The following is a 14,912-nucleotide window of genomic DNA, read 5'->3' as shown; positions in this document are numbered from 1 at the left end:
CGGCGGAAGGGCCAGAGCAGGGTTGTCCTTCGCCGGCCCAAGCGCTAGCTATGCCGTCTTCGCGCGAAAGGTGATCTCATGTCCGGCTCTCTGGCCCGTCCTGCCCTGATTCTGGGGCTATTGTCTTGCATCGGTCCCTTTGCGATCGACATGTATTTGCCGGCGATGCCGGTGATCGGTGACAGCCTTGGGGTTTCGCCGCAGGTCATGCAGGGTACGATCACCGCCTATTTCGCCTCGTTCGGCATCGCCCAGATGTTCTACGGGCCATGGGCCGACCAATCCGGCCGCAAGCTGCCGCTTTATGCCGGGATCGCCATGTTCGTGCTTGGCACGCTGATCTGCATGACCTCGACCAGCGCGACCGGCCTGATCGCCGGGCGCTTCGTGCAGGGCATGGGCGGTGCCGCGCTGGGCGTCGTCCCCCGCGCCATCGTGCGTGACATGATGACGGGACCCGAGGCGACGCGGATGATGTCGAAGCTGTTTTTGGTGTTCTCGGTGTCGCCCATGCTGGCACCTCTGGTTGGCACCGCGTTGCTGGCTGTCGTCGGCTGGCGCGGCATTTTCGCGGCGTTGCTGGTGGCATCTGTCCTGAGCCTGTGCCTGTTGGCGTTCGGTCAGCCCGAAACCCTCACCCCGGCCAACCGCCGCCCATTCAAGCTGGGTTTCCTGCTGAAAGGCTGTGCCGAACTGTTCATCGACCGCAGTTTCCTGCTGCTGACCTTCGTCGGCGCGTTCGGCTTTGGCAGCTTCTTCATCTTCCTTGCCGCCGCATCCTACGTGTACCAGCAGGGCTTCGGCCTGTCGTCCACCGGCTTCTCATTGGCCTTCGCGGTCAACGCGATGGCCTTCATCGGGGCAAGTCAGGGCGCCAGCAAGGCCACCGTCCGCTTCGGAGCGATGCCGATGCTGAAGGGCGCCAGCCTTGGCTTCGCCATCTGCGCCAGCGTTCTGTTCGTGCTGGCGCTGGCGGGGCTGGTCAACCTGTGGGTCTGCATTGTCGGTCTGGCGTTGGGCAACGGCTTTCTGGGCCTGATCATCCCCACGACGATGGTGATGGCGCTGGACGAACAGGGCGACAAGGCCGGGCTGGCCTCCTCGCTCGGCGGTACGCTGCAGATGCTGACCGGGGGTGTGATGGTGGTGGCGCTTGGCCCCTGGCTGGGGGCAAGTGCCACGCCGATGATCGGCGGCATCGCCTTTGCTGCCGTGGTGACCCTGATCCTGACGCTTCTGGTGCCAAAACCGAACGCCCCGCGCCCGCACACAGTCTGATCAGCGGTACCTGAACCAAGGCGGTCTGCGCACCGGCTTGGTTCAGACCGTCACCCTGCCCTACGCGGCCGAGCGGACGCCCGCCTGAACCTGCGCCAAGGCCTCCAGCAGCAGATCCGTCCCGGCCCCGGGGCGGTTCGCCCCCTCGGACAGGATGCGCCGCCACCCGCGCGCGCCCGGGCGTCCGGTGAATAGTCCCAGCATATGCCGGGTGATCTGGTGCAGCCGCCCGCCCTGCGCCAGATGCGCCTCGACATAGGGCAGCATGGCAGTCACCACGGCAAAGGCATCCGGGGCAAACGCCTCGCCCCACAGCGCATCCGCCCCGATCAGGACCGAGGCCGGGTCGTGATAGGCCGCCCGCCCCACCATCACCCCGTCCAGCCCCTGATCCAGCAGGTCGCGGATCTGTGACAGGCTGGTCACCCCGCCATTGAGGCAAATCGTCAGGTCCGGGAACCGCTGCTTCATGGCCAGAACCAAAGGATAATCCAGCGGCGGAATCTCGCGGTTTTCCTTGGGGCTTAGCCCCTGCAACCAAGCCTTGCGGGCATGGATGATGAAATGCCTGACCCCGGCCCCGGCCACAGTCTCAAGAAAGCGCGGCAGCACCTCTGCGGGCACCTGATCATCGACCCCGATCCGGCATTTCACCGTCACCGGCGCATCGGTCTCGCCCTGCATCGCCGCCACGCAGTCGGCCACCAGCGCGGGCCGCTCCATCAGCACGGCGCCAAAGCAGCCCGACTGCACCCGGTCTGACGGACAACCGCAGTTGAGGTTGACCTCGTCATAGCCATAGGGTGCCGCCGCCCGCACCGCCGCCGCCAGTTCGGCCGGATCCGAGCCGCCCAGTTGCAAGGCAATCGGATGCTCGGCCCCGGAATACCCCAGCAGCCGCACCCGGTCGCCATGCACCACGGCGGGGGCGGTGACCATCTCGGTGTAAAGCATCGCGCGCCGGGTCATAAGCCGGTGAAAGACCCGGCAATGGCGATCGGTCCAATCCATCATCGGCGCGACGGACAGGCGATGGGCGCTGACAGACCGCACTGCGGGCTTTGGGGGATGAGAGTGCGGGCCAGCCACGTCCGAAGTTCCTTGTTCTGTATCCTCAGGCGCAAGGGAACGCCAAGGCCTGCTGTGCCATCGGGGCCATCTGGCCGGATGCCGCCCTGTCCTACTGCAAAAGGGCCGCGCCGTCCAGAAAGCCCAGGACGGCAGGTCAAGCCCTGCGGCGATAGGCGATCTGCCGCGCCAGCCAGCATCCCAGCGTCAGACCGGCCACCTGCCCCGCCGCATCGCGCCGCACCTGAACCGTCCAGTCACCGGGGGGCGAGGCGTCCATCGACCGCCGCGTCGGGATTACCCAAAGATCGGCGGCCACCGGATGCATCCGCTCCATCGGACCCATGCCCAGCATCCCCTCGAACCCAGCATAGGTCCCGCCATCGCGGCTGACAATCGTCAGGGTGGCCTCCAGCTCGTCTGACCCATAGCGGCCCGCCAGTTCCGTACCGTCGGCATCCGCACCATCGGCATCCGCACGCGCGACCAGCGGCAGCGGTGTGACGACAAGGTTTTCCGCCGGGCGCTGCATCGTCAGCCCCTGTGCCCCGCGCTGCAGGCTGACCCCACCGCCCTGTGCGACGCCCCCGGCGCCCAGCGCCAGACGGGTCGGGGTCGTGGCATAGTGCAGTGTGATGCCCTTGGCATCGGGTTCGGTCTGCAAGACCAGCCCCTGCGCCGCATCCAGCCACAGCCCCTGCCAGTCCGCACCCGGCAGGGCGGCAGCCTCGGCCTTGTGCCCCAAGGCGGTTTCCACCAAGCCATAGGCGGCGGCATGGGCGTCGGCCTCGTGGTTGAACATCACCACGACCGATAACCGCTCCTCGGCCACATGCAGCCGGTGCGCCCGAAAGCCGCGCAGCGCGCCGCCATGGCCGGTGGTCTTGCGCCCGGCAATCACGTCATGCTTGAGACCAAAGCCATAGCTGGCCGATCTGCCATCGGCAAAGGCGGGCGCTGCGGACAGCCGGGTGTAAAGGCCTTTAGGGTCATCCCGCGTCGCGTCAATGAACACCTCCCACGCCAGCATGTCATCGAGCGATGCCGAGATCCCGGCATCGCCGATCCAGTAGATCCCGTTGTCGGCGGGCAGATGACCCACCGCATCATTGCCCTCATACCCCACCACACCATCGGCGGGATGGCGGGTGTCAGGGCACAGCCTTGCCGTCGCCATGCCTGCGGGCCCGAACAGCCTTTCGGCATAAAGTGCGGACAAGTCCTTGCCGGTGGCGGTTTCAACCAGCTCCGACAGGATGCGGAAGTTGCAGTTGCTGTAGGAATAAGAGGTGCCCGGCGTGAAATGCCCGGTCTTCATCCGCGCCAGCAGCGGCAGGGCATCCTCCCGGCGGAAGGTCTGTTCGGGCCGCGCGCCCTGCAGGACGGTCAGCGCCCAGTAGTCCCGCAGGCCCGACTGGTTGTCGGCCAGTTGCTTGACCGTGGGCAGCGGCGTTTGCAGATTGGGCAGATAGTCCCGCACCCGAACGTCCAGCGCTGCAATCTCGGGGATCTGATCCAGAAGCACCGCGCAAGTGAACTGCTTGGTGATCGAGCAGATCGGCAGCAGCGTATCCGCCCGCATCTCGGCCCGCGCTTGCGTGTCCTTGTAGCCCCAGGCCCGCCGCGCGATCACCTTGCCGTCCTTGACCACGCCCGCCACGCCACCCGGCCCCTTGTAGCGCTGCGCCAGCCCGCCCAGCGCCTGCATCAGCGCCGCCTCGTCCAGATTGCCCATCCCGGCGTCCCTCCATTTCCCTGACACTGGCCCGCAGCTTCAGAACGAACAAGCCCTAACGCTTGGCCATGGGCCGCAGCGGCCCCAACGCTGCGAGGTAGTCTGTCCCCTCTTCCAGATCGAAGCGCACCTTGCGGTCACGCCAGGATTTCAGCACCTGCCCCAGCCCGTTGGCCCCATCGGCGCGCGCTTGCCGCACCAGACCAAGGTCCAGCATCACCGGAAAGATCTCGGGGATCTGGCCGGCGTGATAGGCGACATTGCCCGCCGGATCAGTGACGATGGACCGCCCGTTGCCGCCGCCGTCCAACCCGTTGACGTCAACGATATAGCATTGAAACTGAACCGCAGTGGCCCGCGCGATGGCATTTTCGGCCGAGCGATCGGTGGTGCCGGTCAGGGTCGGGTGGATCAGAACCTCGACCCCCTGACTGGACAGCTTGCGCATCACCTCGGGGAACCAGATGTCATAGCAGATCGACAGGCCGAAGCGGCCGACGTCCGGAATATCCCAGACCAGAAAGCCGGTGCCGCCTTCCACCCCCTTCTCGAAGGGCGCGAAGGGGAACAGCTTGTCATAGCGCCCCGCGATGCTGCCATCGGGGGCGATCACCACCGCATGGTTGTACCGCTTGCCCGCGCGCACCGCAAAGAACGATCCCGGAATGATCCAGACGCCATGCTTTTGGGCCAGTGCGGCAAACACCTGGACATCCGCCTCCGGTTCGCCTGCGGTTTTCGCCTCAAGCGGCCCGTGCATGGCAAGCTCAGAGAACACGATCATGTCCGTCCCCGGAAACAGCGCCATCACCTCGCCCACCTTGGCCGCCATCGCCGGGATGTTGCTGGATGACATCGACACCGGCATCTGCACGCCGGTCACCAGAAATCGAGAGGTCTCGCGGGTCATGGGTCTGCCCTTTTCATGCGGCCATAGCGGGCCATGATATCCACCAGTCGCGCCGTATCAAGCGCGGGGCAGATGAAGCCCTCCGGCTTGAAGGTCGCCACATCTTCACCCGCCGCCAGGGCGTTGATGACGCTTTCATCCACCGCCTGCACGGCGGCCTCGTACAAGGGGTCCAGTTCTTCCCAGTTCACCGCGTGGCGCAGGATCACCGGCCCGGCATGCAGGCTGTCGGGGATGGCATCGGCCACCGAGAAGGCCAGGAAGATATCCCCCGAATTGTTGCCCCCCGGCGTCCCCGACCGCCCGATCCCCAAGCCCGCCCGCTTGGCCAGTTGCCGCAGGATGGCATCCGACAGGGGCGCATCGGTGGCGATGATCACGATGATCGACCCGGTTTCCTTCTGCCGCTGCCAGCCCTCGGCCATCTCGGCCCCCACCGGGACGCCCAAAACGGTCAACCACGGCCGAGAGCCGAAGTTCGCCTGCACCAGAACGCCCACCGTATAGGTTTGCCCGCCAATCGCGATCTGCCGAGACGACGTCCCGGTGCCGCCCTTGAAGTCATAGCAGATCATCCCGTTGCCGCCGCCGGTGGATCCCTCCTCCACCGGCCCCGACCTCGCAGCCTGCAGGGCCGCCACGGCGTGTTCGGGCTTTACGAACATCGCGTTGATGTCGGACAAGACGCCGTCATAGGTCTCGGCCACCACCGGCATGGCCCAGGCATGTTCTTCCTTGAAGTGCTTGGCATAGGTGGAAATCATCCACTCCGTCGCCCCGGTATGGGCAGCCCCGATGCCATGCGTGTTGGTGATCAGCACCGGCCCCACGAAATACCCCGCATCGTTGATCCAATGCACCCCGGTCATCTCGCCATTGCCGTTCAGCGTGTGAAAGCCCGCCCAGACCGGCTGCGGGCTGCCCCCCTCTGTCCGCGGCAAGATCGCCGTCACCCCGGTACGCATGGCGCGCGCAGGATCCGTCAGCGTGCAAAACCCGACCCGCAGCCCCGGCACATCGGTGATCGCATTATATGCCCCCGGTGTCCCCGGAAACGGCAAGCCCAGCGCACGCGCACGCGGTTTGGTCATCGCATATCCTCACAAGATCCGTTTCGGCACCGCCGCCAGCAGCGCCTTGGTGTAATCGCTGGCGGGATGGCGCAGCACCTGCGCCGCAGGCCCATATTCCACCAGCCGTCCATGCTGCATCACCGCCACCTCCTCGCACAGATACCGCACCACGGCGAGATCATGCGAGATCAGGATCAGCGTCAGCCCAAGGTCGCGCTGCAACCGCTGGAACAACGCCAGAATCTGCGCCTGGATCGAGACGTCCAGCGCCGAGGTCACCTCATCGGCGATCAGAATGTCGGGGGACAAGGCCAAGGCCCGCGCAATCCCCACCCGCTGCCGTTGCCCGCCGGACAGCTGCCCCGACTTGCGCCGCAACAACTCCTCGGGCAATTCCACCTGCCGCATCAAGGCTTGCAACCGCGCCGGCACCTCGGAGGGCGCGCAAAGCTGATGGGCCAGAAACGGCTCTGACAGGGTTTGCGCGATGGTGAAGGCCGGGTTCAAGGACATGTAAGGGTCCTGAAACGCCATCTGCACGACCCGCGCGCGCGGCTTGCCCGCCTGCCCGACCCGTACAGTGCCCGACGTGGGCTGCACCAGCCCCACCAAGGCCCGCGCCAGCGTGCTCTTGCCCGAGCCGCTTTCGCCCACCACCCCCAAAGAGCCGCCGCGCTTCAAGGTCAGCGTCACATCATCCACCGCCCGCACCTCATGCGCGGGCTTGCGGCGCAACACATCGGACAGACTGCGCGGCGCCTTGAAGCGCACCGACAGGGCCTGCACCGCGACAATCTCTTCCCCCACCGCCGCAGGCGCAGTGCGGTCGGGCAGAAGCGAGGGCTGCGCCGCGATCAGCGCCTTGGTGTAGTCATGCCGGGGTGCCGTCAGAATGTCTCGCGTCGTTCCCGTCTCGACAATCTGGCCATCCTTCATCACGATGATCCGGTCGCAAACCGCGCCGATCACCCCCAGATCATGCGAGACCAGAACCACCGTCAGGTGCCGCTCCTCCCGCACCTTCTGGATCAGGCCCAGGATCTGCGCCTGCACCGTCACATCCAAAGCCGTCGTCGGCTCATCCGCGATCAGCAGGGCCGGGTTGCAGGCAAGGGCGGCGGCAATCATCACCCGCTGCCGCATGCCGCCTGACAGTTCATGGGAATAGGCCCGCGCCCGCCGCGCAGGGTCGACGATCTTCATATCCTCCAGCAGGGCGACCGCCTGCGCGGCGGCCTGCCCCCTGTCCAGCCCACGGTGGATCATCAGCCCTTCCGCCACCTGATCGCCCACCCGCATGATCGGGTCCAGATGGGTGGAGGGGTTCTGAAAGATCATCGCCGCCGTCTCGCCCCGGTAGCGGTTGATCGCCTCGGGCGGCATCGTCAGCACATCGCGCCCCTCGTGCAGCACCTCGCCCGACACCACCCGCGCATTCGGGGCCAGCAGTTGCAACAGCGCCCGGCAGACCACCGACTTGCCAGAGCCGCTTTCCCCCACGATCCCCAAAGCCTCGCCCTTGCGGATCTCGAAACTCACGTCCCGGACGGCATCCACCACGCCATGCGCGGTATCAAAGCTGATCCTCAGGTTCTGCACCGACACCAGGGGTTCCATCACGCCTCCGGGTCCAGCACATGGGCCACGCCGTCGGCCACCAGCGACAGCCCGAAGGCCAGCGAACAGATCGCCACCCCCGGCGCCAGCGATATCCACCACGCCGAGCCAAGATAGGTCCGCCCCTCGGCAATCATCACGCCCCATTCGGGTGTCGGCGGCTGCACGCCCAGGCCCAGAAACCCCAAGGAGGACCCCAGCACGATCGTCAGCACCGCATCCGTCATCAGAAACACCGCCGAGGGCACGATGGCATTGGGCAGGATGTGCCGCGCCATGATCCTGAAACGCCCATAGCCCAGCACCTGCGCCGCCAGCACGAAATCGGCATTGCCCAGCACCAAAGTCTCGGCCCGCACCAGCCGCGCATAGGTCACCCAGTTCACAATGGTCAACGAGATGATGTAGCTTTTCAGCCCCGGCCCGATGATCGAGACGATGGCGATCACCAGCACGAAATAGGGGAAGGAAATCGTCACCTCCAGCACCCGCATCAGCAGGGCATCCAGCCAGCCGCCGGAATACCCGGCCAGCAGGCCGATCAGGGTGCCCAGCACGAAGGGCCCGAAGACCCCGGCCACCGCCATCAGCAAATCCATCCGCGCGCCGTACAACAGCCGCGCCAGCACATCGCGGCCCACCGAATCCGTGCCCAGCCAATGCGCAGCACTCATCGGCAGCAAGGCATTGCCCGCATCGACCTTGATCGGATCGTAGGGTGTCAGGGCCGGGGCCAGCACCGCCAGACCCACCCAGATCAGCGTCACGACAAGCCCGATCCGCAAAGACCACGGCGCCGCGCGCCGCAACCAGATCAGCGCCGTCATGTCTTGATCCTTGGGTCCAGTGCCGCCATCAGCACATCGACCATGAGGTTGGAAATCACGATCCCCGAGGCCATGACCAGCGTCACCCCTTGGACGACCAGATAATCCCGGCTCAGCACCGATCGGACCAGCAAAAGCCCAAGGCCCGGAATGTTGAAAACATTCTCGATCACCACCGTGCCACCGATCAGAAACGACGCCACCACGCCAAACAGACTGACCGTCGGCAGAAGCGAGTTCCAGAACACGTGACGCCAGAACACCTGAGCCTCTGGCACGCCTTTCGACAGGGCGGCAATCGCATAGCCCGCGTTCATCTGGCCCAACAGGGTGGCCCGGAAATTCCGGGTCAGGATCGGGGTCACCGACACCGCGATGGTCAGCGCGGGCAGGAACAGATGGTACAGGTTCATCATGGCGCTGTCGGCATAGCCTGACACCGGGAAGACCTTGACCTTCAAGGACAGCAACAGAACCAGCAAAAGGCCCACGAAGTACGAGGGCACCCCCACGCCCACCACGCAGATCAGCCGGATCACCTGATCCAGCCAGCCGCCCCGGCTGCGCGCTGCGGTCACGCCCAGACCCAGCGTGAACAGCACCGACAAGACCAACCCGTAAACCAGAATATAGATCGTGGGCCCGATCCGGGTCAGCAACACCGGGCCAATGGCGGACCGAAAGCTGATCGACTGGCCAAAGTCGCCCCCCAGCACGTTGCGGATGTAGTAAAGGTATTGCAGGACAATCGGTTGATCCAAGCCATAGCGCAGCCGCACCGCCGCAATCGCCTCGGCACTCGCCTTGGGACCCAAGAGCAGGCGGACCGGGTCGCCGGGGGTCAGTTGCAACAAGATGAAGGTGATCAGGCTGATCCCGAACAACACCGGGATCAGCTCGAATGGGCGGCGCAGCAGGAAGGCGAAGCGGCTCATGCCGTCAGGTCGGCTGCGTCAATCGCGGCATATTGGCTGCCAAGGTCAAACACCAATCCCGTCACCGCCTTGGACCGGGCCGAAGTCCATGTCGGGTGATAAAGCGCCACCTGCGCCACTTCATCGACGCAGATCTGCTGGATCTTGGCATAGATCGCCGCCCGCTTGGTCTCGTCCAACTCGCTGGCGCCCTGGTCGATCAGCTTGTTGACCTCTTCGTTGTTGTAGCGCGTGTAATAGGACTTGTTGTCCCCCGCCCCCCAAACGCACCACCGCACCGCGTTGTCCGGGTCGGTGGTTTCATTGTACCACCAGTTCAACTGCGCCTGATAATCGCCACCGATCAGCTGCGTCCAGGCCTGCCCCGGGTCGATCGACGACACCGTGACGGTGATCCCCACATCGGCCAGTTGCGCCTGAATCAGCACCGCCGTCTTGTCTTCGTCCGTCGTCCCGGCATTGGTCAGCAAGGTAAAGGACGCATCCGCCACCCCCGACTGCGCCAAAAGCGCCTTGGCCTTGTCCACATCGCGGGCGATCACCTTCAGGTCCTTGTCAAAGAACGCCAGCTTCGGGCTGAAGATCGAGGTGGCCGCCGTCCCATAGCCCGCCGTCACCGTGTCATTGATCACCTGCCGGTCAATGCCGAAGCTGACCGCCTGCCGGAAGGCCAGATTGTCGAACGGCGCTGCCGAGTGGTTGATCAGCATGTCATAGGTCGCCGAAGAGGCTTCGGACACCACAACCGTGCCCGCCCCCTCCAGCTCTTTCATCCGGCCAAAGGGCACGCCCATCGACACGTCCAACTCACCGGCCTGCACCATCGACACCCCGGTGTTCACATCGGCGATGAAGATGAACTCGACCCCGTCCAGCTTGGGCAGGCCCGGCAGATAGTAATTGTCATTCCGCGCCATGATCACGCGGTCGCCGGTTTTCCACTCGACGAACTTGAACGGGCCAGAGGTGACGGTGGGACTGGTGCCGAACTTGTCATCGCCCAGCGCCGTCACATTGGCCTTCGAGACGATGCCGGTATTCCAGATCTCGCACAGCTTCAGGAAGGGCGGAAAGGCCCGGTCCAGACCGAACCTCACGGTCAGCGGGTCCACCGCCTCGATCGTCTTCAGGGGCTGGAAGGGCGCGGCATAGACCGTATCCTTCTGGAACCGCATCCGGTTGTAGCTGAAGGCCACATCCTCGGCCGTCAGCGGGCTGCCATCCGAGAATTTCAGGCCGGCCCGCAGCTTGAACGTGTAGGTCAGGCCATCGGGCGACACCGTGTGGCTTTCCGCAAGCCCATAACCCACCTCGCTTTCATCGGCATTGGCCTTCATCAGGCGGGCGTACATCATGCCCTGACTGATGATGTCGGGGCCGAACACCGTCTTGATCGGGTCCAGCGTCTGCACCGGCGCGGCATAGCCGATGCGCAGGACCTTGGTCCCCGCCGCCTCGGCCCGTGCCATCACCTCTGTCAGGAAGGCCGGCACCCCGATGCCAGCCGCAAGCGAAGTCTTCAGAAAATTCCGGCGATCCATGCGACGTCCCCCTGAGACAGTTGTCAGATTTGGCCTGAGTTTCCGCACCGCCTTGACTTTCTGTCAATAACATTATGCTGATAGATTTCTGTCATATCGTCGCAAGGCCGCCATGTCCGCCACCACCACCCGCAAGCTGCAATCCATCCTGCCCAAGCTTTCCGCCACCGAAGCCCGAATTGCCCATCATATCATCCGCAACATGGACCAGATCCCGTTTGAGACGGGCTCTTCGCTGGCGCGCAAGGTGTCGGTCAGTGAAATCTCGGTCAGCCGGTTCCTGCGCCGGGTTGGCTACAAAGGCATCACCGGCCTCAAGCACGAGCTGAAACTTGAGGCGGTCAACGAACGCCACCTGCATGACGAAAACAAGGACGGCGGATGGCGCGACCTGTATTCCGAAGTGCGCGAGAACGAGATCCGCGCCATCAACCGCCTGTTTGACGATTTCACCGAACCGGCGTGGCGCGACCTTGTTGCGACCGTGGCGGATGCCGAGCAGGTCTTTGTCACCGGCTTTCAGGCGCTGCGGGGCTCGGCCGAGGATTTCGCCCGCCGACTGGCCTTGGCGCGCGACAACGTCCGCTTCCTGTCGGCCAACGACAACATGCTGGGCGAATGGCTGTCCTATGTGGGCGACGTGCAGCCCAAGCCGATCACCCTGATCCTGATTGACGGCGTGCCTTACGCCAACGACGGCCTGAAGATCGCAGAAATCGCGAAAGAGATCGGCTTCAAGGTCATCGTGATCTCGGATGAATTCTGCGACTGGGCGCATGACGTGGCCGACCACAAGATGTTCGCGGCCTCTGGCTCGGGTCTGTTCATCGAAAGCACGGTCGCGCTGACGCTGATCCTCAACGTGCTGGTCGATGCGGTGGCGCGGGCCAATCACGGCCGGGGCATCCTGCGCCATGACCGCTGGCAACTGCTGATGCGGCGGCTGAACATGTTCTGAACGAAGGGGTCAAAGCCAGGATCAACGCTTTCTTAGGACCTGCCGCGTAAAACCCGCCAGACCGGGGCAACGGATGGCAGGGGGGCAGCATGGTCGGTCGGGGCGAAAGCGGGTCTCTGCACCCCTCGCAAGAGGTGCCGTTTGGCATAGAAGAGCTGTTTTATTCCCGCACCGACCTGCGCGGGGTGATCCTGGCCGGCAACACGGTGTTCCGCCGGATCGCCGGCTATGACTGGGGCCAGTTGATCGGTGCGCCGCACCGCATCGTGCGCCATCCGGCCACGCCCAAGGCCGTCTTCCGCATCCTGTGGTCCACGATCCAAAGGGGCGAACCGGCTGTCGCCTATGTCTGCAACCGGGCCAGCGACGGGCGGCACTATTGGGTGCTGGCCACCGTGCTGCCCTTTGGCGACAGTTACCTGTCGGTGCGGATCAAGCCGACCAGCGGCCTTCTGGCGACCGTGCAGGCGCTTTATGCCGAACTGTCCGCGGCCGAGCGTGACGGGCTGACCCTGGAAGCCTCGGTTGATCGCTTGCTGGCCAGGCTGCGCGCGGTCGGGTTTGCCGACTACGGTGCTTTCATGCGCCACGCGCTGGCGCAGGAAACCGCCGCCCGCGCCGCAGCCCTGAACGCCCGCGCCGGGGTGGATGAGGTCGGGCGCATCCGCAAGGGCCTGTCCGACGTCATTGCCGAACAAGAGGCGCTGGTCGGCGATTTCGAACGCCTGCGCATCCTGCCCACCAACATGCGCATCCTCGCCTCGCGGCTGGAACCCTCTGGCGGGCCGGTGGGCGCAATCTCTGACATCTACCTGATGATTTCCGCCGATATCTTCGCCAAGGTCGGGGCGTTTTCGCAAGGCGACGCCTCCTTGTGCAAACGCATGTCGGACCAATTCGAAAAGGCTGTGTTCCTGATGACCTGCGCGCAGCTTCAGGCCGAGGTGGTGGCCTGCACCAGGGCCGAAGATATGACCGGGTCCGGCATCGATGGCGCGGCAGAGGCGAGCTGTCTGCACCAGTTGGGCGCCCGCTACCGCGCCGTCGCGGCCCAGGCGCTGGACGAGGCCATGGCCCTGGCCCGCACCATCACCGAGGCCAGCACCGACCTCAAACGCGCCATGCTCAGTCTTGAAACGATCACCGTGATGGGCCGCGTCGAAAGTGCCCGCATCGGGGCCGAAGGCATGCGGATCAACGCCACCATCAACCAGCTGCACGACGGCAACGTGGTGATCTCGCGCCTTCTGGCTGCGATAAACGAGCTTTCGGGCACCCTGACCACGGGCATGCGCAGCATTCAGGGCGACTACCTCAACCCGCAGGCCGCCAGCTAAGGCGCCCGGTCCGCTCCGCGGCGCGGCCCGAAATCACCGCCCCCCGCCCGTTTCCGCTTTGCCCGGTCCTGCGCCGCCCACCCCGGACCGCGCCAGCCGCACCTGCCCTGCTGCGCTTCACCTGCAGGCCAAGCGCTGCGCTTGCCCCCAAAGCGGGCCTCGTCTATCAGGGACAAAAGGGGATTACATGCGCATTCTCATCACCAATGACGACGGCATCAACGCGGCGGGCCTTGTGGTTCTGGAACGCATCGCAGCCGAGATTGCCGGACCCGACGGCGAGGTCTGGGTCGTGGCACCTGCCTTCGAACAATCCGGCGTCGGCCACTGCATCAGCTACACCCACCCGACGATGATCGCCGAACTAGGCCCGCGCCGCTTTGCCGCCGAGGGGTCTCCGGCCGACTGCGTTCTGGCCGGACTCTATCACGTGATGAAGGATGCCAGACCCGATCTGGTGTTGTCGGGCGTCAACCGGGGCAACAACTCGGGCGAGAATGTGCTGTATTCCGGCACGATCGGCGGCGCGATGGAGGCGGCGTTGCAGGGCATCAAGTCGATCGCGTTGTCGCAGTTTTTCGGGCCCCTGAACGCCAAGCTGGCAGACCCGTTCGACGCCGCCGTCCAGCTGGGCGCAGGCCTGATCCGCCGCCTGCTGGACAAGGGCGTCTGGGACGAGGAAGACTACCGCATCTTCTACAACGTCAACTTCCCCGCCCTGCCGGCCGCTCAGGTCAAGGGCACCAAGGTCGCCAATCAGGGCTTCCGCCGCTACACCGCCTTCTCGCTGGAACCGCATGTCTCGCCCACCGGGCGGCAGTTCCTGTGGATCAAGGGCGGCGAACAGGGCCGCGCCACCCTGCCGGGGTCCGACATCACGGCCAATGTCGAGGGCTATATCTCGGTCACACCGCTGCGCGCCGACCTCACAGCCCATGACCGTCTGGCCGAGCTGGAGGCTGCGCTGGCATGACCGACCCCACGCCATCCGGCGACAGTGCGGCCGAGCGCCAGATGCGCTTCGTCTACGCGCTGCGCAGCCATGGCGTGACCGACAGCCGGGTGTTGCAGGCGATGGAAAAGACCGACCGGGGCGCCTTCGTCCGCGGCCTGTTCGCCGCCCGCGCCTACGAGGATATGCCGCTGCCGATCAACTGCGGCCAGACCATATCGCAGCCTTCGGTCGTGGGCCTGATGACCCAGGCGCTGGACGTGCAACCGCGCGACAAGGTGCTGGAGGTGGGGACCGGGTCCGGCTATCAGGCCGCGATCCTCAGCCACCTGTGCCGCCGAGTCTACACCGTCGACCGCCACCGCCGTCTGGTGCGCGAGGCGCAGGACATCTTTCGCGACCTTGGTCTGGTCAACATCACCGCCTTCGCCGCCGACGGCAGCTTCGGCCTGCCCGAGCAGGCGCCGTTTGATCGCATTCTCGTGACCGCCGCCGCCGAGGACCCGCCGGGGCCGCTCTTGGCGCAGTTGAAGATCGGCGGTATCATGGTGTTGCCGGTTGGCCAGTCCGATGCGGTGCAAAGCCTGATCAAGGTGACGCGCCTGCAATCGGGCTACGACTACGAAGAACTCCGCCCGGTGCGCTTTGTGCCCCTGGTCGAGGGTCTGGGCACGGACTGAA

The 14,912-nt window shown here is 65.2% G+C and carries 13 protein-coding genes; 5 read left to right on the top strand and 8 right to left on the bottom strand.

From position 1 onward, the window contains the following. The first annotated feature begins 78 nt into the window (after positions 1–78). Positions 79–1,278, top strand: a complete 1,200-nt coding sequence (locus AC1Y2B_RS01525) for a multidrug effflux MFS transporter (RefSeq protein WP_482251265.1) — start codon at positions 79–81, stop codon at positions 1,276–1,278. Positions 1,279–1,338: 60 nt separating this feature from the next. Here the strand turns inward: AC1Y2B_RS01525 and dusA are convergent, their stop codons facing one another. The 8 genes from dusA to AC1Y2B_RS01485 form a co-directional block, all read right to left on the bottom strand. After that, on the bottom strand, positions 1,339–2,331 hold the full coding sequence (dusA, locus tag AC1Y2B_RS01520; protein WP_482251264.1) for a tRNA dihydrouridine(20/20a) synthase DusA: 993 nt from the start codon (positions 2,329–2,331) through the stop codon (positions 1,339–1,341). Positions 2,332–2,503: 172 nt separating this feature from the next. Further along, entirely contained in the window at positions 2,504–4,081 is a 1,578-nt protein-coding gene (locus AC1Y2B_RS01515; protein WP_482251263.1) for a D-aminopeptidase, read from the bottom strand. 55 nt (positions 4,082–4,136) lie between these two features. Further along, positions 4,137–4,991 (bottom strand): carbon-nitrogen hydrolase family protein, encoded by an 855-nt coding sequence (locus AC1Y2B_RS01510; RefSeq protein ID WP_482251262.1) that lies wholly within the window; start codon positions 4,989–4,991, stop codon positions 4,137–4,139. After that, positions 4,988–6,082, bottom strand: a complete 1,095-nt coding sequence (locus tag AC1Y2B_RS01505) for a DmpA family aminopeptidase (RefSeq protein WP_482251261.1) — start codon at positions 6,080–6,082, stop codon at positions 4,988–4,990. The genes AC1Y2B_RS01510 and AC1Y2B_RS01505 overlap by 4 nt, the downstream gene beginning before the upstream one ends. A gap of 9 nt (positions 6,083–6,091) precedes the next feature. Further along, complete coding sequence (locus AC1Y2B_RS01500; RefSeq protein ID WP_482251260.1) at positions 6,092–7,681, bottom strand: dipeptide ABC transporter ATP-binding protein; 1,590 nt, start codon at positions 7,679–7,681, stop codon at positions 6,092–6,094. Beyond that, a complete protein-coding gene (locus AC1Y2B_RS01495; RefSeq protein WP_482251259.1) occupies positions 7,681–8,508 on the bottom strand; it encodes an ABC transporter permease in 828 nt (275 codons plus the stop codon). The genes AC1Y2B_RS01500 and AC1Y2B_RS01495 overlap by 1 nt, the downstream gene beginning before the upstream one ends. Further along, complete coding sequence (locus tag AC1Y2B_RS01490; RefSeq protein WP_482251258.1) at positions 8,505–9,443, bottom strand: ABC transporter permease; 939 nt, start codon at positions 9,441–9,443, stop codon at positions 8,505–8,507. Before AC1Y2B_RS01490 ends, AC1Y2B_RS01495 begins: the two co-directional genes overlap by 4 nt. Continuing rightward, positions 9,440–10,984, bottom strand: a complete 1,545-nt coding sequence (locus AC1Y2B_RS01485; protein WP_482251257.1) for an ABC transporter substrate-binding protein — start codon at positions 10,982–10,984, stop codon at positions 9,440–9,442. Before AC1Y2B_RS01485 ends, AC1Y2B_RS01490 begins: the two co-directional genes overlap by 4 nt. A 112-nt stretch (positions 10,985–11,096) precedes the next feature. Between AC1Y2B_RS01485 and AC1Y2B_RS01480 the strand changes: the two genes are divergently transcribed. The 4 genes from AC1Y2B_RS01480 (at position 11,097) to AC1Y2B_RS01465 (ending at position 14,911) form a co-directional block, all read left to right on the top strand. Beyond that, positions 11,097–11,942: a MurR/RpiR family transcriptional regulator gene (locus AC1Y2B_RS01480; protein ID WP_482251256.1), complete on the top strand. Its 846-nt coding sequence runs from the start codon at positions 11,097–11,099 to the stop codon at positions 11,940–11,942. Between the two features lie 89 nt (positions 11,943–12,031). Next, the gene (locus tag AC1Y2B_RS01475) at positions 12,032–13,279 is read left to right on the top strand and encodes a PAS domain-containing protein (protein WP_482251255.1); all 1,248 of its coding nucleotides are present in this window, start codon (positions 12,032–12,034) and stop codon (positions 13,277–13,279) included. Between the two features lie 187 nt (positions 13,280–13,466). Further along, the gene (surE, locus tag AC1Y2B_RS01470; protein ID WP_482251254.1) at positions 13,467–14,252 is read left to right on the top strand and encodes a 5'/3'-nucleotidase SurE; all 786 of its coding nucleotides are present in this window, start codon (positions 13,467–13,469) and stop codon (positions 14,250–14,252) included. Further along, entirely contained in the window at positions 14,249–14,911 is a 663-nt protein-coding gene (locus tag AC1Y2B_RS01465) for a protein-L-isoaspartate(D-aspartate) O-methyltransferase (protein ID WP_482251253.1), read from the top strand. Before surE ends, AC1Y2B_RS01465 begins: the two co-directional genes overlap by 4 nt. Position 14,912: the final 1 nt, after the last annotated feature.

The sequence above is a fragment of the Stagnihabitans sp. genome (assembly GCF_964946895.1).
The sequence above is the reverse complement of the archived record's forward strand: the minus strand, read 5'-3'. Positions and strand labels throughout refer to the sequence as shown.

What these genes read in the sequence shown, in the direction of transcription:
- surE (WP_482251254.1), top strand. Translation starts at nt 13,467, where the DNA reads ATGCGCATTCTCATCACCAATGACGACGGCATCAACGCGGCGGGCCTT.
- AC1Y2B_RS01500 (WP_482251260.1), bottom strand. Translation starts at nt 7,681, where the DNA reads ATGGAACCCCTGGTGTCGGTGCAGAACCTGAGGATCAGCTTTGATACC.
- AC1Y2B_RS01510 (WP_482251262.1), bottom strand. Translation starts at nt 4,991, where the DNA reads ATGACCCGCGAGACCTCTCGATTTCTGGTGACCGGCGTGCAGATGCCG.
- AC1Y2B_RS01505 (WP_482251261.1), bottom strand. Translation starts at nt 6,082, where the DNA reads ATGACCAAACCGCGTGCGCGTGCGCTGGGCTTGCCGTTTCCGGGGACA.
- AC1Y2B_RS01475 (WP_482251255.1), top strand. Translation starts at nt 12,032, where the DNA reads ATGGTCGGTCGGGGCGAAAGCGGGTCTCTGCACCCCTCGCAAGAGGTG.
- AC1Y2B_RS01485 (WP_482251257.1), bottom strand. Translation starts at nt 10,984, where the DNA reads ATGGATCGCCGGAATTTTCTGAAGACTTCGCTTGCGGCTGGCATCGGG.
- AC1Y2B_RS01495 (WP_482251259.1), bottom strand. Translation starts at nt 8,508, where the DNA reads ATGACGGCGCTGATCTGGTTGCGGCGCGCGGCGCCGTGGTCTTTGCGG.
- AC1Y2B_RS01480 (WP_482251256.1), top strand. Translation starts at nt 11,097, where the DNA reads ATGTCCGCCACCACCACCCGCAAGCTGCAATCCATCCTGCCCAAGCTT.
- AC1Y2B_RS01490 (WP_482251258.1), bottom strand. Translation starts at nt 9,443, where the DNA reads ATGAGCCGCTTCGCCTTCCTGCTGCGCCGCCCATTCGAGCTGATCCCG.
- AC1Y2B_RS01515 (WP_482251263.1), bottom strand. Translation starts at nt 4,081, where the DNA reads ATGGGCAATCTGGACGAGGCGGCGCTGATGCAGGCGCTGGGCGGGCTG.
- AC1Y2B_RS01525 (WP_482251265.1), top strand. Translation starts at nt 79, where the DNA reads ATGTCCGGCTCTCTGGCCCGTCCTGCCCTGATTCTGGGGCTATTGTCT.
- AC1Y2B_RS01465 (WP_482251253.1), top strand. Translation starts at nt 14,249, where the DNA reads ATGACCGACCCCACGCCATCCGGCGACAGTGCGGCCGAGCGCCAGATG.